Source organism: Streptomyces sp. DSM 41931 (assembly GCF_050271085.1).
GTDB lineage: Bacteria > Actinomycetota > Actinomycetes > Streptomycetales > Streptomycetaceae > Streptomyces > Streptomyces albogriseolus.
In genome coordinates, this window is the sequence record NZ_CP189902.1 from 5,158,422 (window position 1) to 5,179,735 (window position 21,314).

Sequence of the window (21,314 nt, forward strand, 5' to 3'; positions counted from 1 at the left end):
CCCTGCTCCCGCACCGGCCGGGGCTCCTCAGGGCAGAGGCACCCCGAGCACCGGCAGGAGCCGGGACGGACCCCGGTGGAGCAGCCACGGGGGCAGCACGGAGAGCGGGTCCAGGTAGGCCTCGCCCCGCAGCAGCCCCCAGTGGACGCAGGCCGCCGTGCAGTGGGAGCCGCCCGCCTCCACCGTGCCGATCACCTCGCCCGCCGTCACCTCCGCACCCTCCGGCACCGAGGCGCGGACGGGTTCGTAGGTGGTGCGCAGCGGAGGGTCCCCGGTGCCGGCGAGCTCCACCGCGACGACGCCCTTCCCGGCCACCCGGCCCGCGAACGACACCCGGCCGTCCGCCACCGCGCGTACCGGCGTCCCCGGCGGCGCCGCGAGATCGACACCCCGGTGCCCGGGCCCGTAGACGGTCGCCGGCGGTTCCCAGCCGCGCAGCACCGGCGGGCGCACCCCCACCGGCCACATACGCGCGATGGCCGGAACGGCGTCGTCCGCGGCACGGCGCCCACCCGCCCCGACGGTCGGTGACGCGGCGTTCCCCGCCCCCGCCGCGAGGAGGCGTGACGCCGGCGGCGCCAGCAGCGCCGCCACGGTCACGGCCACCACCAGCACCAGCCGCACGCACCGCCAGGCCCATCCGCCCCGCCCGCTCCCCTCAGCCGTTCCGGCCCGTTCACGCCACCCACGTCCTTCGCTCCGTCCCAGTCGTCGCATGGCGGAAGCGTCTCGCGGGGACGTGATCTCCGCCGGGACCTGTGGACAGCCGGCCGGGTTGTGGACAACGGCGTCACCCGGCACGCCGCGGGTCCCGTACACTTCTGGTGGCGACCCGGGCCACCGGGTCGACTTCGCACGCCCCGACATCGGGACCGGTCACGGCCGTGGCCCGGTGTCAGCGCCCCTCGGTCCTTTGTGGCACGGCGCGTCGTGGGCGTCAGGCGCGGGAGCCGTCCGGCACCCGCGGCACAACCGAGAAATTCAAGGAGATACGGCCATGGCCGTCGTCACGATGCGGGAGCTGCTGGAGAGCGGCGTCCACTTCGGTCACCAGACCCGTCGTTGGAACCCGAAGATGAAGCGCTTCATCTTCACGGAGCGCAACGGCATCTACATCATCGACCTGCTCCAGTCGCTGTCGTACATCGACCGCGCCTACGAGTTCGTCAAGGAGACCGTGGCCCACGGCGGCACGGTCATGTTCGTCGGCACGAAGAAGCAGGCGCAGGAGGCCATCGCCGAGCAGGCCACCCGCGTCGGCATGCCCTACGTCAACCAGCGCTGGCTGGGCGGCATGCTCACCAACTTCTCGACCGTCTACAAGCGTCTGCAGCGCCTCAAGGAGCTCGAGCAGATCGACTTCGAGGACGTGGCCGCCTCCGGCCTCACCAAGAAGGAGCTGCTGGTCCTCTCCCGCGAGAAGGCCAAGCTGGAGAAGACCCTCGGCGGTATCCGCGAGATGCAGAAGGTGCCCAGCGCCGTCTGGATCGTGGACACCAAGAAGGAGCACATCGCGGTCGGCGAGGCCCGGAAGCTCAACATCCCGGTCGTCGCCATCCTCGACACCAACTGCGACCCCGACGAGGTCGACTACAAGATCCCGGGCAACGACGACGCGATCCGCTCCGTCACCCTGCTCACCCGCGTGATCGCCGACGCCGTCGCCGAGGGCCTCATCGCCCGCAGCGGTGGCGCGGAGGGCAAGGGCGAGAAGGCCGCCGGCGAGCCGCTGGCCGAGTGGGAGCGCGACCTGCTCGAGGGCGAGAAGAAGGGCGAGGAGGCCGCTCCGGCCGCCGCCGAGGGCGAGAAGCCGGCCGAGGCCCCCGCTGCCGAGGCCCCCGCCGCGGAGACCCCGGCCGCGGAGACCCCGGCCGAGCAGGCCTGACCGCTCCGTCAGAGCCGATGACGGCGGGAGCGGAGACATGTCGTCCGCTCCCGCCGTTCACCCGTAGACCGGGGGCGGCCCGGGACCTGCCCGCGCGGCGGTCCCGTCCCGCCGATCTTCGAACCTCCAGACTTCGAGAAAGATTCACAGACTCATGGCGAACTACACCGCCGCCGACGTCAAGAAGCTCCGGGAGCTCACCGGCGCCGGCATGATGGACTGCAAGAAGGCGCTGGACGAGGCCGACGGCAACGTCGACAAGGCCGTCGAGGCGCTCCGCATCAAGGGCCAGAAGGGCGTCGCCAAGCGCGAGGGCCGCTCCGCCGAGAACGGCGCCGTGGTCTCGATCATCGCCGACGACAACTCCTCCGGTGTCCTCGTCGAGCTGAAGTGCGAGACGGACTTCGTCGCCAAGGGCGAGAAGTTCCAGGCCGTCGCCACCGCGATCGCCGAGCACGTCGCCAAGACGTCCCCGGCCGACCTCGAGGCCCTGCTCGCCTCCGAGATCGAGTCCGGCAAGACCGTCCAGGCGTTCGTGGACGAGGCCAACGCCAACCTCGGCGAGAAGATCGTCCTGGACCGCTTCGCGCAGTTCGCCGGCGGCTACGTGACGGCGTACATGCACCGCACGATGCCCGACCTGCCCCCGCAGATCGGTGTGCTCGTCGAGCTCGACAAGCCGAACGCCGAGATCGCCAAGGGCGTCGCCCAGCACATCGCCGCCTTCGCGCCGAAGTACCTCTCCAAGGAGGACGTGCCGGCCGAGGTCGTCGAGTCCGAGCGTCGCATCGCCGAGGAGACCACCCGCGCCGAGGGCAAGCCCGAGGCCGCGATCGGCAAGATCGTCGAGGGTCGCCTCAACGGCTTCTTCAAGGACGCCACGCTGCTCGGCCAGCCCTACGCGCTGGACAACAAGAAGTCCGTCCAGAAGGTGCTGGACGAGGCCGGTGTCACCCTGAAGCGCTTCTCGCGCATCAAGGTCGGCATCTGAGTCCGCACCGCGACGGGCGCGCGACCCCGATAGGGTCGACAGCAGTCGTTCGGACACGCGTCCACGCACGCGCGCGTGCCGGGCGACAGCAGATCTGACGAGGAGGCCATTGCCGCATGGGATGCGAACCACGCCCCACCGGCAATGGCCTTCTTCGTATGTGCAACACGTGAAAGAGGCGGGATTCGACCATGACGACCAAGGCTGAGAAGAGCGACGACGGCAAAGTGCGCGGCCGGTTTCTGCTGAAGCTGTCCGGAGAGGCATTCTCCGGTGGCGGAGGCCTGGGCGTCGATCCCGACGTGGTGCACGCCATCGCCCGTGAGATCGCGGCCGTCGTACGCGACGGCGCGCAGATCGCGATCGTGATCGGCGGCGGCAACTTCTTCCGCGGAGCCGAGCTCCAGGTGCGCGGCATGGACCGCGCCCGCTCCGACTACATGGGCATGCTCGGCACCGTGATGAACTGCCTGGCCCTCCAGGACTTCCTGGAGAAGGAGGGCGTGGACTGCCGCGTGCAGACCGCCATCACCATGGGCCAGGTCGCCGAGCCCTACATCCCGCTGCGCGCCGTGCGCCACCTGGAGAAGGGCCGCGTGGTCATCTTCGGCGCCGGTATGGGCATGCCGTACTTCTCCACCGACACCACCGCCGCGCAGCGCGCCCTGGAGATCGACGCCGAGGCGCTCCTCATGGGCAAGAACGGTGTCGACGGGGTCTACGACTCCGACCCCAAGACCAACCCCGACGCCGTCAAGTTCGACGCCCTCGGCTACGGCGAGGTCATCACCCGGAACCTGAAGGTCGCCGACGCCACGGCCGTCACGCTCTGCCGGGACAACAGCCTGCCGATCGTCGTCTTCGAACTCCTGAAGGAGGGCAACATCGCCCGCGCCGTCAAGGGTGAGAAGATCGGCACGCTGGTGGGCGACGACGCCGGGCACAACTGACCGGGGGATGGACAATGTCCTGCCGGTCGTGAACCGTGCAGGAAGAAGACGCGACGCAGCCGGCCGCCGCCCTGACCAGGAACCGCAGCCGGGCCTACTCAAGACACGCAGGAGCAAGTGGTGATCGAAGAGACCCTCCTCGAGGCCGAGGAGAAGATGGAGAAGGCCGTCGTGGTCGCCAAGGAGGACTTCGCCGCGATCCGCACCGGCCGTGCGCACCCGGCGATGTTCAACAAGATCGTGGCCGACTACTACGGCGCGCCGACGCCGATCAACCAGCTGGCCTCGTTCTCCGTGCCCGAGCCGCGCATGGCCGTGGTGACCCCGTTCGACAAGAGCGCCCTGCGCAACATCGAGCAGGCGATCCGCGACTCCGACCTGGGCGTCAACCCGAGCAACGACGGCAACATCATCCGGGTGGTGTTCCCCGAGCTGACCGAGGAGCGCCGGCGCGAGTACATCAAGGTCGCCAAGGGCAAGGGCGAGGACGCGAAGATCTCGATCCGCTCCGTGCGCCGCAAGGCCAAGGAAGCCATCGACAAGCTGATCAAGGACGGCGAGGTCGGCGAGGACGAGGGCCGCCGTGCGGAGAAGGAGCTCGACGACACCACGGCGAAGTACGTCGCCCAGGTGGACGAGCTCCTGAAGCACAAGGAAGCGGAGCTGCTCGAGGTCTGATGAACGACTCTTCCTGGGGGACGCCGCAGACCGGGTACTGGGGGCAGTCCGACCACGGACCCGGCCGGGGAGCTGTCCCGGCGGGTCCCGCGTACGATGCGCACCAAGCACAGCAGACGCGGCCCATGCCCATCGTGCCTGATGTACCCGAACACGGCGGAGACCAGGATGCGGACCGGGGGGTCGCTCGGCTGAGCGGCCCCCTGTTCCGAGACGAGCCGACGCGGGCCCGCCCCCTGCCGGGGGAGGTGCCGCAGAATCCGGAGCCCATGCCCCACGCCCCGCAGCCGGCCCCCGCACCGCAGAAGAAGAGCGCGGGGCGGGACCTCGGCGCCGCGATAGGCGTCGGCGTCGGACTCGGCGCGGTGATCGTCGCGTCGCTGTTCGTCGTCAAGGCCGTCTTCGTCGGGGTGGTCGCGGTCGCCGTCGTGGTGGGCCTGTGGGAGCTGACGACGCGGCTGGACGAGCGCAAGGGGATCAAGGCGCCCCTCGTCCCGCTGGCGCTGGGCGGCGCGGCCATGGTCGTCGCCGGGTACGCCCGGGGCGCGGAGGGCGCGTGGGTCGCCATGGCACTCACCACGCTGGCGGTGCTGGTGTGGCGGATGACGGCGCCGCCGCAGGGCTACCTCAAGGACGTCACGGCCGGCGTCTTCGCGGTGTTCTACGTCCCCTTCCTCGCGACGTTCGTCGCGATGCTGCTGAAGGCCGAGGACGGCCCGTGGCGCGTGCTGACCTTCCTGCTGCTCACCGTGGTCAGCGACACCGGCGCGTACGCGGTCGGCTGGCGCTTCGGCACGCACAAGCTCGCCCCGCGCATCAGCCCCGGCAAGACCCGCGAGGGCCTGCTGGGCGCGGTCGCCTTCTCGATGGCGGCGGGCGCGCTGTGCATGCAGTTCCTGATCGACGGCGGCCAGTGGTGGCAGGGCCTGCTGCTCGGCCTCGCGGTCGCCGCGAGCGCCACGCTGGGCGACCTCGGCGAGTCGATGATCAAGCGCGACCTCGGCATCAAGGACATGGGCACGCTGCTGCCGGGCCACGGCGGCATCATGGACCGCCTGGACTCCCTCCTGCCCACGGCGCCGGTGGTGTGGCTGCTGCTGGCGATCTTCGTGGGAGCGGGCTGAGATATCCGTTCCCGCGTATCGCAGTCCGGGCCCCTGTCCTTCCCGGAGGACAGGGGCCCGTTCGCGTGCCACCGCCTTGTCGTCGGTCCGCTCCGAGGAGTGGATCGATCACAACGGAGCGGAAGTGGTCTGACCTGCGTGGATGGTTGATTTTTGCATCAGGCTCCGTCGGCCTCGGAGTCGAATGCTTCAGCCGAGCTTGCCGAGAACTCATTGATCGCAGGAGATCTCAGCCAACCATTCAGGGGTGTAGCACTCGGCAAACGACCACTTCTGGTCCGAGTAGTGGTCATCGGTGCTGTCGGTGTACACCTCAAGCCTGCCCTGCGGCGTCAGGCGGTAGTACTCGCGAATCGGGTCACCCTCCACGGTGGGATAGGTGATCTTCAGTTCTGCGCTCTCGCCGCTCTTGAGGGCTCGTCGGAGGCAGTCGATCTCCCGCGCCGCCTGCTTCTGTATCTCCTCACCTTGAGCCAAGCCCACCTCGCCACAACTTGGATACTCAGTTCTGGACTCCCAGCGGTCCTTGACCGGATCGTCCAGCATGCCGCAACCGGCGGCCAGCAAGGACGTGGCCGCTACCGCGGCGAGCCGCGCGCGGACCGAAACAGCCGCCACACAGCGACGACGGGCCCTGCTCCGACCTGTCGTCCGCGCCAGGTGCGCCGGCCTCACCCGCTGCAACTGCTTCGGCAGGTCGTTGTCAGCGTGCACGAGCAGACCCGTCTTCGCTCTCAAAGCCCCTCCCCGAACCCATGCTTGATCGCAGCCGGACCATACCCGCCAGCACCGACATGAGATGCCCGATACCGCCTCTTCGGGCCGTCTCTGGGCCGTCCGACGCCGCTCAGTGACGACCGGTGACGACCACCGACGACAGCCGTAGCGGGCGACAGCCGCAGGCCACCCATATGGATCTGCGACACTGGTACAGCCATGCCTAAGCCCGGAGAACTTACATTCGTCGCGCCGCGCGGAGCCAAGAAGCCGCCGCGGCATCTTGCCGATCTCACGCCTGCCGAGCGCAAGGAGGCGGTTGTCGCGGTCGGTGAGAAGCCGTTCCGTGCCAAGCAGCTCTCGCAGCACTACTTCGCGCGGTACGCGCACGATCCGGAGCAGTGGACCGACATCCCCGCCGGTTCGCGCGGGAAGCTGCGGGAAGCGCTGCTTCCCGAGCTGATGAGCGTCGTGCGGCATCTGTCGACCGACCAGGGGACGACCCGCAAGACGCTGTGGAAGCTGTTCGACGGGACGCTCGTCGAGTCCGTGCTGATGCGGTACCCGGACCGGGTCACCATGTGCATCAGCTCGCAGGCCGGCTGCGGCATGAACTGCCCGTTCTGCGCGACCGGGCAGGCCGGTCTTGACCGGAACCTGTCCACCGCCGAGATCGTGCACCAGATCGTGGACGGCATGCGTGCGCTCCGCGACGGCGAGGTGCCCGGCGGGCCCGCGCGGCTCAGCAACATCGTGTTCATGGGCATGGGCGAACCCCTCGCCAACTACAACCGGGTCGTCGGCGCCATCCGCCGCCTCACCGACCCCGAGCCCGACGGCCTCGGCCTGTCGCAGCGGGGGATCACCGTGTCGACGGTGGGCCTCGTACCGGCCATCCACCGGTTCTCCGACGAGGGCTTCAAGTGCCGGCTCGCCATCTCCCTGCACGCCCCCGACGACGAGCTGCGCGACACCCTCGTCCCCGTGAACACGCGGTGGAAGGTGCGCGAGGTGCTCGACGCCGGGTTCGAGTACGCGGCGAAGTCCGGGCGCCGGCTGTCCATCGAGTACGCGCTGATCCGGGACATCAACGACCAGGCGTGGCGCGGTGACCGGCTCGGGCGGCTGCTCAAGGGGCGTCCCGTGCACGTCAACCTCATCCCGCTCAACCCCACGCCCGGGTCCAAGTGGACCGCGTCGCGGCCCGAGGACGAGAAGGCGTTCGTCGAGGCGATCGCCGCGCACGGTGTGCCGGTCACGATCCGGGACACCCGTGGTCAGGAGATCGACGGGGCGTGTGGTCAGCTCGCCGCCACCGAGCGGTAGTCTGACCGGCGTCAACACATCTGCATATTCCGACAGGGGAGCGCCACAGCGCTGAGAGTGCGGCACCGGCCGCAGACCCTCCGAACCTGGCCCAGGTCATTCTGGGTAGGGAGATCGGTCATCACTCGAGCTGTTGCGCCCTGCCCGGGACCCCGCCCAGGGGTTCCGGGCAGGGCCGCGTCTCTTCCTGGTCACTCCAGGAGGAATCAAGTGGGCATCACCAAGAAGGTCACCGTCCTGGCCGTCGGGCTGGGGCTCGTCACGCTGTCCGCCTGTGGGTCGTCCGGCGGGGACGGCAGCGGGGGCAGCGGCGAGGGCTCCAGGACCGTGACCCTCGTCAGTCACAACTCGTGGGCCGTGTCCGAGGACGTCGTCGCCGCCTTCGAGAAGCAGTCCGGCTACCAGCTCAAGGTCCTCAAGGACGGCGACGCCGGGCAGGCCGTGAACAAGGCGATCCTGACCAAGGACAACCCCCAGGGCGACGTCTTCTTCGGCGTCGACAACACGCTGCTGTCCCGCGCCCTCGACAACGGTCTCTTCCAGTCCTACGAGGCCAAGGGCTCCGACCAGGTCCTGCCCGAGTACCGGGTCGACGAGGACAAGCACCGGGTGACCCCCGTCGACACCGGCGACGTGTGCGTCAACTACGACAAGGCGTGGTTCGAGAAGAAGAAGCTGACCCCGCCGGAGACCTTCGACGACCTGGTCAAGCCCGAGTACAAGGACCTCCTCGTCGTCGAGAACGCCGCCACCTCCTCGCCCGGCCTCGGGTTCCTGCTCGGCACCGCCGCCGAGTACGGGGACGAGGGGTGGGAGGACTACTGGAAGAAGCTGAAGGCCAACGGCGTCAAGGTCGTCGACGGCTGGGAGCAGGCGTACAACGAGGAGTTCTCCGGCTCGGCCGGCGGCAAGAAGGCCAAGGCCGACCGCCCGCTCGTCGTGTCGTACGCCTCCTCGCCGCCCGCCGAGGTGATCTACGCCGACCCGCGGCCCGACACGGCGCCCACCGGCGTCGCCGAGGGCACCTGCTTCCGGCAGGTCGAGTACGCGGGCCTGCTGAGCAACGCCGAGAACCCCGAGGGCGGCAAGGCGCTGCTGGACTTCATGACCGGCGAGAGCTTCCAGGAGGACATGCCGCTCAACATGTTCGTCTACCCGGTGCGCGAGGGCGCGCAGGTGCCCGAGGAGTTCGTGACGTTCGGGCCGCAGGCGAAGGAGCCGCGGACCATGGACCCGGCGAAGATCGCCGAGAACCGTGACCAGTGGGTCAAGTCGTGGACCTCGCTCGTACTGAAGTGAGCCCGCGCCGCACCGGCCGGTGGCGCCGGAACGCGGCCCGGCTCGGCCTGATGGCCGTGCCGGCCGCGTTCTTCGCCGTCTTCTTCGCCTACCCGGTCGCCGCGATCGTCGCCCGGGGGCTGAAGGCCGACGGCGGCTGGCAGCCCGGGCGGATCGTTGACGTGCTGGCCCAGTCCGACGTCCGCCAGGTGCTGTGGTTCACCCTCTGGCAGGCACTCGTCTCCACGGCCCTCACCCTGGTGATCGCCCTGCCCGGCGCCTACGCCCTGGCCCGGTTCGACTTCCCCGGCAAACAGGTGCTCCGCGCGGTGATCACCGTGCCGTTCGTGCTGCCGACGGTCGTCGTCGGCACGGCGTTCATGGCGCTCGTCGGGCGCGGCGGACTGCTCGACGAGCTGTGGGGCGTGCGCCTCGACACCACGGTCTGGGCGATCCTCCTCGCGCACGTCTTCTTCAACTACGCCGTGGTCGTCCGCACCGTGGGCGGGCTGTGGGCGCAGCTCGACCCGCGGCAGGAGGAGGCGGCGCGGATGCTCGGCGCCTCCCGTCTCACCGCCTGGCGCACCGTGACCCTCCCGGCGCTCGCGCCCGCCGTGGCCGCCGCCGCGCTGATGGTCTTCCTCTTCACCTTCACCTCGTTCGGGGTGGTGCAGATCCTCGGCGGGCCCGCCTTCTCCACCCTGGAGGTGGAGATCTACCGGCAGACCGCCGACCTCTTCGACCTGTCCACGGCCGCCGTCCTCACGCTGATCCAGTTCGTCGCCGTGGGCGCGATCCTCGCCCTGCACGCCTGGACCGTGCGGCGCCGTGAGACCGCGCTGCGGCTGGTCGACGCCTCGGTGACCGCACGCCGCCCGCGCGGCGCCGGGCAGTGGGCGCTGCTCGGCGGGGTCGTCGCCACGGTCGTCGTACTCCTGCTGCTGCCGCTCGCCGTGCTGGTGCAGCGCTCCTTCGGCAGCGCCGGCCTCGCCTACTACCGGGCGCTCACCGAGGCCGACGGCGGGGTCTTCCTGGTCGCCCCGATCGAGGCGATCGGCAACTCCTTGAGCTACGCCGTCGCCGCCACCGTGATCGCCGTGGTGATCGGCGGTCTCGCCGCCGTCGCGCTGACCCGGCGCGACGCGGGACGGCTGGTCCGCGGCTTCGACGCGCTGCTGATGCTGCCCCTCGGCGTCTCCGCGGTGACCGTCGGCTTCGGCTTCCTGATCGCCCTCGACGAACCCCCGCTGGACCTGCGCGCCTCCTGGATCCTGGTGCCGCTCGCGCAGGCGCTGGTCGGCGTCCCCTTCGTCGTACGGACCATGCTGCCGGTGCTGCGGGCGGTGGACGTGCGGCTGCGGGAGGCGGCGTCGGTGCTGGGAGCGTCGCCGTGGCGGGCGTGGCGGGAGGTGGACCTGCCGCTGGTGCGGCGGGCGCTGCTGATCGCCGCCGGGTTCGCCTTCGCCGTGTCCCTGGGGGAGTTCGGGGCGACGGTGTTCATCGCGCGGCCGGACAACCCCACCCTGCCGGTGGCCGTGGCGCGGCTGCTGGGACGGCCCGGGGACCTCAACTACGGGCAGGCGATGGCCCTGTCGACGATTCTGATGATCGTGTGCGCCGTGGCGCTGCTGGTGCTGGAGCGGCTGCGGACCGACCGGACGGGGGAGTTCTAGATGCCCACGGACAGCCTGCTGAGCCTCGAGGACGCGACCGTGCGCTTCGGCGGGCGGGCCGCGCTGGACGCCGTCGGCCTCGGGGTCGCCGAGCACGAGATCGTGTGCGTGCTCGGGCCCAGCGGCAGCGGCAAGTCCACGCTGCTGCGCGTGGTCGCCGGACTCCAGCCCCTGGACGCCGGGCGCATCCTGCTCGACGGGCGGGACCAGGCGGGCGTCCCCGCGCACAGGCGGGGCGTCGGGCTGATGTTCCAGGACCATCAGCTGTTCCCGCAGCGGGACGTGGGCGGCAACGTGGCCTTCGGCCTGCGCATGCACGGCGCGCCGCGTGCCGAACAGAACCGGCGTGTGGGCGAGTTGCTGGAGCTGGTCGGGCTGCCCGGGGCGTCCGGGCGGGCCGTCGCCGCCCTGTCCGGTGGCGAGCAGCAGCGGGTGGCGCTGGCCCGTGCGCTCGCGCCCAGCCCGCGGCTGCTGATGCTCGACGAGCCGCTCGGACAGCTCGACCGGTCGCTCAGGGAGCGGCTGGTCGTCGAACTGCGCGAGCTGTTCGGCCGGCTGGGCACCACCGTGCTGGCCGTGACGCACGACCAGGGCGAGGCGTTCGCGCTGGCCGACCGGGTGGTGGTGATGCGCGACGGCCGGATCGCCCAGTCCGGCACGCCGCTCGAGGTGTGGCAGCGGCCCGCCGACGCCTTCGTGGCGCGCTTCCTCGGCTTCGAGAACGTGGTCGAGGCGGCAGTCGCCGACGGCGTCGCCGTCACCCCCTGGGGCAAGGTCCCGGTGCCGCGCGACGCCCCCGGGGGCACGCGGCCGCTGCTGGTCCGGCCCGGCGGGGTCCGGCTGGTCCCGGCCGGGGAGGGACTGCGCTGCACGGTGACCGCGCGCACCTTCCGCGGCACCCATGTCGCCGTGCGCCTGCAGCCGGAGGACGCGCCCCCGCTGGAGGCGGCCTGCGCCCTGAGGGAGGCCCCGGAGGTCGGGGACGTCACCGGCGTGGAGTTCGACGGCGCGGAAATCGCTGTGCTGGGCTGATCACCGCTGCCTAGGGTGAGCGGCATGACACGACTCGCACACGCACGCTACTGCGACGAGATCGCCCGTCAGATTGGGCAGTTGAGGTCGGTGGTGACCTCCGGGACGGACCTGTCCCGCACGGTGCCGACCACGCCCGACTGGTCCGTGGAACAGCTCGTACGGCACCTCGGCGGCGCCCTGCGCTGGGTGGCCCTGATGGTGCGGACCGGGGCCGGGAAGGAGGCCCGGGAGGAGGACGTGCCGGGCTTCGAGGGGCCCGAGGCGCGCGGGGACGCCGCCGCGCTGGACGCCTGGCTGGCGGAGAGCGGCGACCTGGTCGTCTCCGCGCTGCGGGAGGCGGGTCCTGACGCGCGGGTGTGGAGCTGGGCGGGCATCGAGAACGCCGGCTTCTGGGCCCGCCGTGTGACCCACGAGGTGACCGTGCACCGGGCGGACGCCACGCTCGCCGCCGGACTGCCCTACGAGGTCGCGCCCGAGGTGGCCGCCGACGCGGTCGACGAGTGGCTGGAGATCGTGGAGTGGGCGCAGCGGACGCTGCCCGACGACGAGGTGCACGGGCTGCGCGGACCCCTGCGCACGATCCACCTGCACGCCACCGACACCGCGCCCGGCGTAGCGGCGGAGTGGCTGATCAGGCTGGACGAGGAGGGGGTGTCCTGGAGTCACGGCCACGAGAAGGCCACGGTCGCACTGCGCGGTCCGCTCACCTGGGTGCTGCTGGCCTTCTACCGCCGCATCCCGCTGGACGACCCCCGCATCGAGGTGCTCGGCGAGCGCGCGGTGCTCGAACACTGGTTGGAACGGGCCACGTTCGGCTGACCGGTACGGCAACGGCGAGCGGCCCGCCCCCGGTTCGGGGACGGGCCGCGGGCGGTTCCGTGAGGCGTCAGCGCTGGCTGTTCGCCCCGCGGCGGCGCATGCCGAAGAAGACCGCGCCGCCACCGAGCGCGACCAGGGCGGCCGCGACACCGGCGATCAGACCGGTGTTGGAGTTGGCGCCGGTCTCGGCGAGGTTGGACTCACCGGCCGGGGAGGGGGCGTTGTCCGACGTGTCCGCCGGGGGAGCGGCGCTCTCGCTCTCGCTCTCCGACGGGGCCGGGGTCGGCTCCTCGCTCTCCTCGGCCGGGGCCGAGGTCTCCTCCGACGGCGTGGGCTCGGGGGACGGGGACTCCTCGTCCTCCTTGCACGGCGTCGACGGCGTGATCAGGTTCGGCTTGATGTCCTCGTCCACGAACGGCTTGGCCGTGACGTGGATGCGGTACTCGGCGTTGGGCTTCCAGTCCTCCTCGAAGGTGATGGTGGTGCCCTCCTTGGAACCCCGGACCACCTGCTCGCCGATCTTCTCGATGTCGGCGCCGTTGTTCTGGAGGAACACGGTCACGGTGGCGGGGACGCCGGCCGGGTCGACGTCGGTGACGGTGATGACGCCCTTGTCACCGTCGCACTTGGCCTCGGCCGAGAACTCGTTGATGTTGCACGCCGCGGCGTTGCCGGCGGCACCGAGCGCGAGCGCGGCGGTCGCGGAGACGACACCGAGGGCGCGCACGGAGCGGGTCACGGTACGGCGTGAAACGGACAGAACTGCCACGTTTGTCCTTTACATGATGCGCAAATGAGGGGGGTTGAGGGAGAGGTGATGAAGAATCAGCACTCCCATGAGGCTCCCAGGTCTATAAGCGCCGCATAAGTAGTGTCAACGCATATGCCTACCGGGGGCCCCGGCTTTGCCTATTTGTTAACCACCCGGACGTTTACCCGCCCTTGGGACCGCATCGATCCGGCCGCAGCGTCCGAGATCGGTCACCGAACGTGTACGGTGGGTTAGTTGGCGTACGCGGGCATCAACAAGGCTGTCGCCAGCCTACGTTGGCCCGCCGGCGCGCGGGAACGCGGCAGGGGCGGGGCGCGCTTCCGCGAGCACCCCGCCCCTGCCAGGTCCGGTTCGGCGACGGGCCGTCAGCCCTCCACGGCCGCCGGGTCCATCCAGACGACCTCCCAGGTGTGGCCGTCGGGGTCGTCGAAGGACCGGCCGTACATGAAGCCGAGGTCCTGGGTGTCGCCGGCCACGGAGCCGCCCGCCGCCAGCGCCTTCTCCACCAGCTCGTCGACCTTCTCCCGGCTCTCGGCGCTCAGCGCCAGCAGCACCTCGCTGCTCTTGCGGGCGTCCGCGATCTCCTTCTTCGTGAACTGCGCGTACTTCTCCTTCGTCAGCAGCATCGCGATGATCGTGTCGCTGATCACGACGGACGCGGTGGACTCGTCGCTGAACCGCTCGTTGATGGAGTAGCCGAGCGCCGTGTAGAACCTCCGCGACGCGTCGATGTCCTCGACGGGCAGGTTCACGAAGATCATCTGCTGGTACATGACGGGGCCTCTCCTTGTGTCGTTGCCGTTCGAGGGGGTAGACCGGAGGGCCGCGCGGAACTCATCGCGCCCGGGGAAAGAATTCTTCGACCGTCTCCGCTCAGCCGCCCAGCGGCCACGCCGACAGCTCGGCCACCGCCACGGTGAGCGGCCCGAACAGGGCGAGCAGCGCACCCGCGCGCAGGGAGGCGGCCCGGCGCAGCGTCCCCGCGGGCGCCCCCAGCCGCCGCAGCGAGGCGGTGGTGTCCGCGTGCGCCTGCTTCGCCTCGACGGCCGCCGTGAGCAGCGTCGCCACCGTGCAGCCGGCCACCAGCAGCACCCCGAGCACCACGAGCGGACCGGCCGACGGGTCGTCCGGGTCGTGCAGCGACGCCATCGTGTACGCGGCCGACACCACCGCGCAGACCACGCCCAGCGGGCGTCCGATGCGCGTCGCCTCCGTCATCAGCACCCGCCCGGCCAGCAGCCGCAGCGCGCCCGGCCGCACGGCCTGGAGCAGCCGCCCGCACAGATGGGTGAGCCCGGGGCCGACCAGGGCCAGGCCGAGGGAGGTCAGGGCCAGCCCGAGGAACGCGGCCGGGCCGTCCGCGGAGCCGGTACGGCTGGTGAGCGCCTCCACCGCCAGCCCCACCGCGAGCACCGCGACGCCCCAGGGCAGACCCGACGGGGCCGCGGTCGGCACGGGCGGCGGGACGACGGCGGGGGAGCCGTCGACGGCCTCCGCACCGGCATCCCCGGCCGCGCCGGCCGGTGCGCCGTCCTGCTCCTGTGCGGGCGCCTCCGCGGCCGTGCGCCGGCCGCGGGCCGCAGCCCCCAGCTGCCGTCCGAACCGCCCGTACGCGCCGAAGGACTCCCGCACCGGGGTGCGCCGGTAGGCGCCGAACCGGCCGTACGCCCGTGCCGCCCGGCCCGCGCCCTTCACCGGTTCGCGCGGCCGCAGCGTCACCGCCACCGCCCCCGACGCGCTCAGCGGCACCAGGGCCAGCAGCGTCAGCGCGGCCGGCAGCGGCAGGGGACGCCCGGCGGCCAGGAACTCCTGTGCGCCCCCGCCGAGGGACATCCCGGTGAGGTCGCCGCGCAGCTGGAGGAAGACGAGCAGCGCCAGCGCCGAACCCAGCAGGCAGGACACGGCCGTGGTCGCGGCGGAGATCGCCATCAGCCTGACCGGGCCGAGCCCGACCGCCGACAGACCGGGCCGGGGCCGGGTTGCCGGATCGGCGCGGGCGACCGCGACCGCGAGGTAGACGGTGGCCGCCAGCGGGGCCGTGCACCAGGCCAGCCGGAGCGCGGAGGCGGCGGGGTCGGGGTGGCTCAGCGCGTGGCCGAGGGCGCTCAGCAGCAGGAAGCCCGTGCCGGCCGAGGCGCCCGCGACGAGCAGCCGGCGGACCTGGACGGCGGGCCGGGCGCCGAGGCTCAGACGGAGAGCGAGCACGCCGCCCGGCCTTCCGACTCGGCCGGTCCGGAGACCGGGGGGAGGTGTACGGTCCGCACGCACCGCCCGTCGAGCAGCGACACCGTGCGGTCGGCGAGGGCGGCGGTCTGCGCGTCGTGGGTCGCGAGGACCACGGTGATGCCGTGCGAGCGGGCCGCCGTGGTGAGGGTGCGCAGCACATGGGCGCGGTCGACGCGGTGCAGCGGCGCGGTCGGCTCGTCGGCGAACAGCACCGACGGCGCCGGGGCCAGCGCGCGGGCGATGCTCACCCGCTGGCGCTCCGCGTGCGTCAGCTCCACGGGATGCCTGCGCGCCCGGTCGCCGACGTCGAGGCGCTCCAGCCACTCGACGGCGGCGGCCTTGGCGCGGCGCCGCCCGGTGCCGCGCAGCATGAGGGGCAGCGCGGCGTTCTCCCAGACGTTCAGCTCGGGCACCAGCACCGGGGCCGGGTCGATCCAGCCGAACCGGTCGCGGCGCAGCCGCTCCCGGGCCGCCGGGCCCATCGTGTGCACGGGCACGCTGTTGAACCAGACCTCGCCGTCGTCGGCGGGCACCAGGCCGGACAGGCAGCGCAGCAGGGTCGACTTGCCGCTGCCGCGCGGGCCTGAGACGGCGAGGATCTCGCCCTCCCGGACGCCGAGCGAGACCCCGCTCAGGCCGGGTGAGCCGTCGTCGTGCCGGAAGCGCAGGGCGCGCGCCCAGAGCACGTCGTTGTCCGGTGGGGCCACCATGGCGTACACCTCGGTTCGGATCGGAAATGCCGTGCGCTCTTCGGGTTAATCCCCCGTCCGGGGGAACGAAGGGCGGGCCGATCGGTCACTGGGCACGCTAGGCAGGCGGTGGCGGGCGGTCGGACAGCACGCGGCCCCGGGACGCCGTTTCTCACTCGAACGGGCGGCACCGGGGCCGGTGTTGATCATTCAAAGGGAAGATCGGTACCTCGGACGGCCTACGCCGCGATCAGCTCGTCGGCCTACAGCTTCGTCCATGCCTCCGTGAGGGTCGCGCGCAGGATCTGCTCGATCTCGTCGAAGGTCTCCTGGTTCGAGATCAGCGGCGGCGCGAGCTGGATCACCGGGTCGCCGCGGTCGTCGGCCCGGCAGTACAGGCCGTTCTCGAACAGCTTCTTGGACAGGAAGCCGTACAGCACGCGCTCGGTCTCGTCGGCGGTGAAGGACTCCTTGGTCGCCTTGTCCTTGACCAGCTCGATGCCGTAGAAGAAGCCGTTGCCGCGGACGTCGCCGACGATCGGCAGGTCGTGCAGCTTCTCCAGGGTGGCGCGGAACGCGCCCTCGTTGTCGAGGACGTGCTGGTTGAGGCCCTCGCGCTCGAACAGGTCGAGGTTGGCGAGGCCGACCGCCGCCGACACCGGGTGGCCGCCGAAGGTGTAGCCGTGCAGGAAGGTGTTGTCGCCCTGGTAGAACGGCTCGGCGAGCCGGTCGGAGACGATGCACGCGCCGATCGGGGAGTAGCCCGAGGTCATGCCCTTGGCGCAGGTGATCATGTCCGGCACGTAGCCGAACTTGTCGCAGGCGAAGGTGGTGCCGAGCCGGCCGAAGGCGCAGATGACCTCGTCGGAGACGAGCAGCACGTCGTACTGGTCGCAGATCTCGCGCACCCGCTGGAAGTAGCCGGGCGGAGGCGGGAAGCAGCCGCCCGCGTTCTGCACGGGCTCCAGGAAGACCGCGGCGACCGTGTCCGGGCCCTCGAAGAGGATCTGCTGCTCGATCTGGTCGGCGGCCCAGCGGCCGAACGCCTCCGGGTCACCGCCGTGGATCGGCGCCCGGTAGATGTTGGTGTTCGGCACCTTGTGCGCGCCCGGCACCAGCGGCTCGAAGGGCGCCTTGAGGGCCGGCAGGCCGGTGATGGACAGGGCGCCCTGCGGGGTGCCGTGGTAGGCGACCGCGCGGGAGATGACCTTGTACTTGGTCGGCTTGCCGATCAGCTTGAAGTACTGCTTGGCGAGCTTCCAGGCGGTCTCCACCGCCTCGCCGCCGCCGGTGGTGAAGAAGACCTTGTTGAGGTCGCCGGGGGCCTCGTGGGCGAGCCGCTCCGCGAGCTCCACGGCCTTGGGGTGGGCGTAGGACCAGACCGGGAAGAACGCGAGCTCCTGCGCCTGCTTGGCGGCGGTCTCGGCGAGCTCCTGGCGGCCGTGACCGGCCTGCACCACGAACAGGCCCGCCAGGCCGTCGAGGTAGCGCCTGCCCTTGTCGTCCCAGATGTGGGTGCCCTCACCGCGGACGATGGTGGGGACGGGCGCGTTCTCGTACGACGACATGCGGGTGAAGTGCATCCACAGGTGGTCGTACGCGGACTTGCTGAGGTCGTTGGGGCTGTCGGTGGTCACGATTATCGGGTTCCCCACATGTAGGTCTGCTTCTTGAGCTTGAGGTAGACGAAACTCTCGGTGGAGCGCACTCCGGGGACGGCCCGGATGCGTCTGTTGATGACCTCCAGAAGGTGGTCGTCGTCCTCGCAGACGATCTCGACCATGAGGTCGAAGGAGCCGGCGGTCATCACCACGTACTCGCACTCATCCATGGCGGTCAGCGCGTCGGCCACGGACTCCACGTCGCCCTCGACGTTGACCCCGACCATCGCCTGCCGGCGGAAGCCCACGGTGAGCGGGTCCGTGACGGCGACGATCTGCATCACGCCCTGGTCGAGCAGCTTCTGCACCCGCTGGCGCACGGCCGCCTCCGACAGGCCCACGGCCTTGCCGATCGCGGCGTACGGCCGGCGGCCGTCCTCCTGGAGCTGCTCGATGATGGCGAGGGAGACGGCGTCCAACTGCGGTCCGCCGCCGTTCTTGGACTCGCGGGAGTCCCTCGGGTCTGCGCTTCGACTGGCCACGAGGTCACTGTGCACGACGTATCGACAGTTTCGCAAGGCTCGATCGATGAAATCCGTTGTTAATGAAGCTGATGCTTGCGGATTTCGCAGATGCGGGGGGAGTGGGGGTGTTGAAAACGTCAGCGCTCCGTCTAGGGTGGGTGTCTCAGAGGTTGGACACCTCACACCCGTTCACACCCGACACCTCGGGCACCCACAAGGAACACCAGGAGGGCCTGCAGTGAGCACCGAGCTGCGTCGTCTGCGCAACTACATCGGCGGTGAGTTCCGGGACGCCGCCGACGGACGGACCACCGAGGTGGTCAATCCCGCGACCGGCGAGGCGTACGCGACGGCTCCGCTGTCCGGTGCCGCGGACGTCGACGCCGCGATGGCGGCCGCCGCCGAGGCCTTCCCCGGCTGGCGCGACACCACCCCGGCCGAGCGGCAGAGGGCGCTGCTGAAGATCGCGGACGCCTTCGAGGAGCGCGCCGAGGAACTCATCGCCGCCGAGGTGGAGAACACGGGCAAGCCGGCCGGGCTGACCCGCTCCGAGGAGATCCCGCCGATGGTGGACCAGATCCGCTTCTTCGCGGGCGCGGCGCGGATGCTCGAGGGCAAGGGCGCCGGCGAGTACATGGAGGGCCTGACCTCCTTCGTGCGCCGTGAGCCGGTCGGCGTCTGCGCCCAGGTGGCGCCCTGGAACTACCCGATGATGATGGCCGTGTGGAAGTTCGCCCCGGCGATCGCCGCGGGCAACACGGTCGTCCTCAAGCCGTCCGACACCACCCCCGCCTCCACCGTCCTGATCGCCGAGATCCTCGGTTCGATCCTGCCCAAGGGCGTCTTCAACGTCGTCTGCGGCGACCGTGAGACCGGACGTCTGATGGTGGAGCACCCGACCCCGGCGATGGCCTCCATCACCGGCTCGGTCCGCGCGGGCATGGCGGTCGCCGAGTCCGCCTCCAAGGACCTCAAGCGGGTCCACCTGGAGCTGGGCGGCAAGGCCCCGGTCGTGGTCTTCGAGGACGTCGACATCGCCAAGGCCGTGGCGGGCATCTCCGAGGCCGGCTACTTCAACGCCGGCCAGGACTGCACGGCCGCCACGCGCGTGCTGGTGCACGAGTCCGTGCACGACGAGTTCGTCCAGGCGCTCGCCAAGGCCGCCTCCGACATCAAGACGGGCATGCCCGACGACGAGGACGTCCTCTACGGTCCGCTCAACAACCCCAACCAGCTCAAGCAGGTCGAGGGCTTCATCGAGCGGCTGCCCGCCCACGCGCGCGTCGAGGCCGGCGGCAAGCGGGTCGGCGATCAGGGGTACTTCTACGCGCCGACCGTCGTCTCGGGCCTCAAGCAGGACGACGAGATCATCCAGAAGGAGGTCTTCGGGCCGGTCATCACCGTCCAGTCCTTCACGGACGAGGACCAGGCCGTCGAGTACGCCAACGGCGTGGAGTACGCGCTGGCCTCGTCGGTGTGGACCAGGGACCACGCCCGCGCGATGCGGATGTCGAAGAAGCTGGACTTCGGCTGCGTGTGGATCAACACCCACATCCCGCTGGTCGCGGAGATGCCGCACGGCGGCTTCAAGAAGTCGGGCTACGGCAAGGACCTGTCGGCCTACGGCTTCGACGACTACACGCGGATCAAGCACGTGATGACGTCGCTGGAGGACTAGCGGACGGGACGCTCGGCCCCGGACGGTGCACCGCGCCTGTCCGGGGCCGACGTGTTTCTCCGGGGCCGCCGTCCAAGATTTTTGAACATGTTCAACTTCAGGCGTACGCTCCTGCCATGAGCGACAGAGCCGCCCTGCTGAAGGGCATTCGCGTCTGGCTGGTGTTCTTCGTCGTCTGCCTGGTGCTCAGCGGCATCACGGCCTTCCCGCTGGTGCACGAACTGCGCTGGGCGGAGCAGACGGCGCGGTCCCTCGGGGCGCCCGAGCACCTCCCCGGACTCATGGAGTGGATCGAACGCGTACGGGACGGGCTCGACGCCGCCGACGCCGACCACCCCTTCCTGCTCTACGGCACCGACTGGCTGGCCTTCGCCCACCTCGTCATCGCGGTCGCCTTCCTCGGCCCCTACCGGGACCCCGTACGCAACATCTGGGTCGTGGAGTTCGGCCTGATCGCCTGCGCCGGTGTCATCCCGCTCGCGCTGATCTGCGGGCCGGTCCGGGGCATCCCCTTCTGGTGGAGCGTCATCGACATGGCGTTCGGCGTGTTCGGCGCGATCCCGCTGTACCTCGTCAGGAAGAAGATCAAGCGGCTGGAAGCGCTCACCGAGGCGGCTGTTCCCGGGGCCGTCACCTGGGGGCCCGGCCGGCCGTCATGACGCCAGGCGGTCGCGCAGCGCGCCCAGGACGTCGACGCGGTTGGTGGTGATCGAGTCCACGCCCGCGGCCAGCAGGCGGCGCATCGAGCGGCGGGTGTCCGGGGTCCACACGGACAGCAGGTAGCCGTCGCGGTGGACCCGGTCCGCGAGCGCCCGGTCCACCAGGCTGAAGCGGTAGTTGAGCCAGCGCGGGCGGACCGCCTCCAGGAGTCCGGCGCGCGGCGGCGCGTGGGAGGTGTGGGTGAGCGCGATCTCCGCGTCCGGGTCGACCGCCCGCACGGCCAGCATGGCGGGGGCGCCCGCGCAGTAGTACACGCGGTCCTCGGCGCCCTGTTCCCGGACGACGTCCACGATCCGGCGCACGGCGCGCTCGCCCGGGGCGCCGGGCAGGTCGATCATCACCCGGCTGCCCTCGGTCGCCGCCAGCGCGTCGGCGAGGGCGGGCACCCCGCCGTCCGTCACCTCGCGCACCTCGTCCCAGGTGAGGGACGCGAGGGGACGGTCGTGGTCCCACAGACGCTCGAGGGTCGCGTCGTGCAGCAGCACCGGGACGCCGTCCCGGGTGAGCCGTACGTCGATCTCGACCGCGTCCGCGCCCCGCCCGATCGCGGAGCGCAGCGAGGGGAGGGTGTTCTCCCGGACACGGTAGGGGTCGCCGCGGTGGGCCACGGCGGTCACGTTCTGCATGG

At 71.1% G+C, this 21,314-nt stretch carries 21 protein-coding genes and 1 riboswitch; of the genes, 12 read left to right on the plus strand and 9 right to left on the minus strand.

The genetic code is table 11. The features are described 5' to 3' along the window. Positions 1 to 27: 27 nt before the first annotated feature. Positions 28 to 624, minus strand: a complete 597-nt coding sequence (locus tag ACP7TJ_RS23965) for a M23 family metallopeptidase (protein ID WP_093763971.1) — start codon at positions 622 to 624, stop codon at positions 28 to 30. Positions 625 to 997: 373 nt separating this feature from the next. On the opposite strand from ACP7TJ_RS23965, the gene rpsB reads away from it, so the two are divergent. From rpsB to ACP7TJ_RS23990, 5 genes are all read left to right on the plus strand, one after another. Then, the gene (gene rpsB / locus ACP7TJ_RS23970; protein WP_167740776.1) at positions 998 to 1,885 is read left to right on the plus strand and encodes a 30S ribosomal protein S2; all 888 of its coding nucleotides are present in this window, start codon (positions 998 to 1,000) and stop codon (positions 1,883 to 1,885) included. A 154-nt stretch (positions 1,886 to 2,039) separates the two neighbouring features. Next, on the plus strand, positions 2,040 to 2,876 hold the full coding sequence (gene tsf / locus ACP7TJ_RS23975; protein WP_093763973.1) for a translation elongation factor Ts: 837 nt from the start codon (positions 2,040 to 2,042) through the stop codon (positions 2,874 to 2,876). Between the two features lie 191 nt (positions 2,877 to 3,067). Next, positions 3,068 to 3,826 carry a UMP kinase gene (pyrH, locus tag ACP7TJ_RS23980; RefSeq protein ID WP_093763974.1) on the plus strand — a complete coding sequence of 253 codons (759 nt, stop codon included), beginning with the start codon at positions 3,068 to 3,070 and terminating at the stop codon, positions 3,824 to 3,826. Between the two features lie 120 nt (positions 3,827 to 3,946). After that, positions 3,947 to 4,504, plus strand: a complete 558-nt coding sequence (frr, locus tag ACP7TJ_RS23985; protein ID WP_006136598.1) for a ribosome recycling factor — start codon at positions 3,947 to 3,949, stop codon at positions 4,502 to 4,504. Continuing rightward, positions 4,504 to 5,628 (plus strand): phosphatidate cytidylyltransferase, encoded by a 1,125-nt coding sequence (locus ACP7TJ_RS23990; RefSeq protein WP_189912241.1) that lies wholly within the window; start codon positions 4,504 to 4,506, stop codon positions 5,626 to 5,628. The genes frr and ACP7TJ_RS23990 overlap by 1 nt, the downstream gene beginning before the upstream one ends. A 210-nt stretch (positions 5,629 to 5,838) precedes the next feature. On the opposite strand, the gene ACP7TJ_RS23995 is transcribed toward ACP7TJ_RS23990, so the two are convergent. Then, positions 5,839 to 6,366 carry a hypothetical protein gene (locus ACP7TJ_RS23995; RefSeq protein ID WP_367491036.1) on the minus strand — a complete coding sequence of 176 codons (528 nt, stop codon included), beginning with the start codon at positions 6,364 to 6,366 and terminating at the stop codon, positions 5,839 to 5,841. A 198-nt stretch (positions 6,367 to 6,564) separates the two neighbouring features. Between ACP7TJ_RS23995 and rlmN the strand changes: the two genes are divergently transcribed. The 5 genes from rlmN to ACP7TJ_RS24020 all read left to right on the plus strand — a co-directional run bounded on the left by rlmN (position 6,565) and on the right by ACP7TJ_RS24020 (position 12,476). Next, positions 6,565 to 7,671 (plus strand): 23S rRNA (adenine(2503)-C(2))-methyltransferase RlmN, encoded by a 1,107-nt coding sequence (gene rlmN / locus ACP7TJ_RS24000; RefSeq protein WP_093763977.1) that lies wholly within the window; start codon positions 6,565 to 6,567, stop codon positions 7,669 to 7,671. A 24-nt stretch (positions 7,672 to 7,695) separates the two neighbouring features. Continuing rightward, positions 7,696 to 7,801: riboswitch (TPP riboswitch) on the plus strand. Between the two features lie 80 nt (positions 7,802 to 7,881). Continuing rightward, on the plus strand, positions 7,882 to 8,970 hold the full coding sequence (locus tag ACP7TJ_RS24005) for a thiamine ABC transporter substrate-binding protein (protein WP_367560478.1): 1,089 nt from the start codon (positions 7,882 to 7,884) through the stop codon (positions 8,968 to 8,970). After that, positions 8,946 to 10,622: an ABC transporter permease gene (locus tag ACP7TJ_RS24010; RefSeq protein WP_380876156.1), complete on the plus strand. Its 1,677-nt coding sequence runs from the start codon at positions 8,946 to 8,948 to the stop codon at positions 10,620 to 10,622. The genes ACP7TJ_RS24005 and ACP7TJ_RS24010 overlap by 25 nt, the downstream gene beginning before the upstream one ends. Next, entirely contained in the window at positions 10,623 to 11,654 is a 1,032-nt protein-coding gene (locus ACP7TJ_RS24015) for an ABC transporter ATP-binding protein (protein ID WP_189912244.1), read from the plus strand. A gap of 24 nt (positions 11,655 to 11,678) precedes the next feature. After that, entirely contained in the window at positions 11,679 to 12,476 is a 798-nt protein-coding gene (locus tag ACP7TJ_RS24020) for a maleylpyruvate isomerase family mycothiol-dependent enzyme (protein ID WP_387624271.1), read from the plus strand. Between the two features lie 67 nt (positions 12,477 to 12,543). Here the strand turns inward: ACP7TJ_RS24020 and ACP7TJ_RS24025 are convergent, their stop codons facing one another. The 6 genes from ACP7TJ_RS24025 to ACP7TJ_RS24050 form a co-directional block, all read right to left on the minus strand. After that, on the minus strand, positions 12,544 to 13,245 hold the full coding sequence (locus ACP7TJ_RS24025; RefSeq protein ID WP_228918340.1) for an LAETG motif-containing sortase-dependent surface protein: 702 nt from the start codon (positions 13,243 to 13,245) through the stop codon (positions 12,544 to 12,546). Positions 13,246 to 13,613: 368 nt separating this feature from the next. After that, on the minus strand, positions 13,614 to 14,021 hold the full coding sequence (locus ACP7TJ_RS24030) for a VOC family protein (RefSeq protein WP_093763982.1): 408 nt from the start codon (positions 14,019 to 14,021) through the stop codon (positions 13,614 to 13,616). A gap of 100 nt (positions 14,022 to 14,121) precedes the next feature. Next, positions 14,122 to 15,453 (minus strand): hypothetical protein, encoded by a 1,332-nt coding sequence (locus ACP7TJ_RS24035; protein ID WP_189912246.1) that lies wholly within the window; start codon positions 15,451 to 15,453, stop codon positions 14,122 to 14,124. Next, positions 15,435 to 16,184 (minus strand): ABC transporter ATP-binding protein, encoded by a 750-nt coding sequence (locus ACP7TJ_RS24040; RefSeq protein WP_167740769.1) that lies wholly within the window; start codon positions 16,182 to 16,184, stop codon positions 15,435 to 15,437. Before ACP7TJ_RS24040 ends, ACP7TJ_RS24035 begins: the two co-directional genes overlap by 19 nt. Positions 16,185 to 16,426: 242 nt before the next feature. Next, positions 16,427 to 17,800 carry an aspartate aminotransferase family protein gene (locus tag ACP7TJ_RS24045; protein WP_093763985.1) on the minus strand — a complete coding sequence of 458 codons (1,374 nt, stop codon included), beginning with the start codon at positions 17,798 to 17,800 and terminating at the stop codon, positions 16,427 to 16,429. A gap of 2 nt (positions 17,801 to 17,802) precedes the next feature. Continuing rightward, the gene (locus ACP7TJ_RS24050; RefSeq protein WP_093763986.1) at positions 17,803 to 18,321 is read right to left on the minus strand and encodes an Lrp/AsnC family transcriptional regulator; all 519 of its coding nucleotides are present in this window, start codon (positions 18,319 to 18,321) and stop codon (positions 17,803 to 17,805) included. 205 nt (positions 18,322 to 18,526) lie between these two features. On the opposite strand from ACP7TJ_RS24050, the gene ACP7TJ_RS24055 reads away from it, so the two are divergent. After that, positions 18,527 to 19,966, plus strand: a complete 1,440-nt coding sequence (locus ACP7TJ_RS24055) for a gamma-aminobutyraldehyde dehydrogenase (protein WP_093763987.1) — start codon at positions 18,527 to 18,529, stop codon at positions 19,964 to 19,966. A gap of 116 nt (positions 19,967 to 20,082) precedes the next feature. Beyond that, positions 20,083 to 20,625, plus strand: coding sequence for a hypothetical protein (locus tag ACP7TJ_RS24060; RefSeq protein WP_167740767.1), 543 nt, complete (start codon positions 20,083 to 20,085; stop codon positions 20,623 to 20,625). Here the strand turns inward: ACP7TJ_RS24060 and ACP7TJ_RS24065 are convergent. Then, positions 20,620 to 21,312 carry a glycerophosphodiester phosphodiesterase gene (locus ACP7TJ_RS24065; RefSeq protein ID WP_167740766.1) on the minus strand — a complete coding sequence of 231 codons (693 nt, stop codon included), beginning with the start codon at positions 21,310 to 21,312 and terminating at the stop codon, positions 20,620 to 20,622. The genes ACP7TJ_RS24060 and ACP7TJ_RS24065 overlap by 6 nt on opposite strands. Positions 21,313 to 21,314 lie beyond the last annotated feature (2 nt).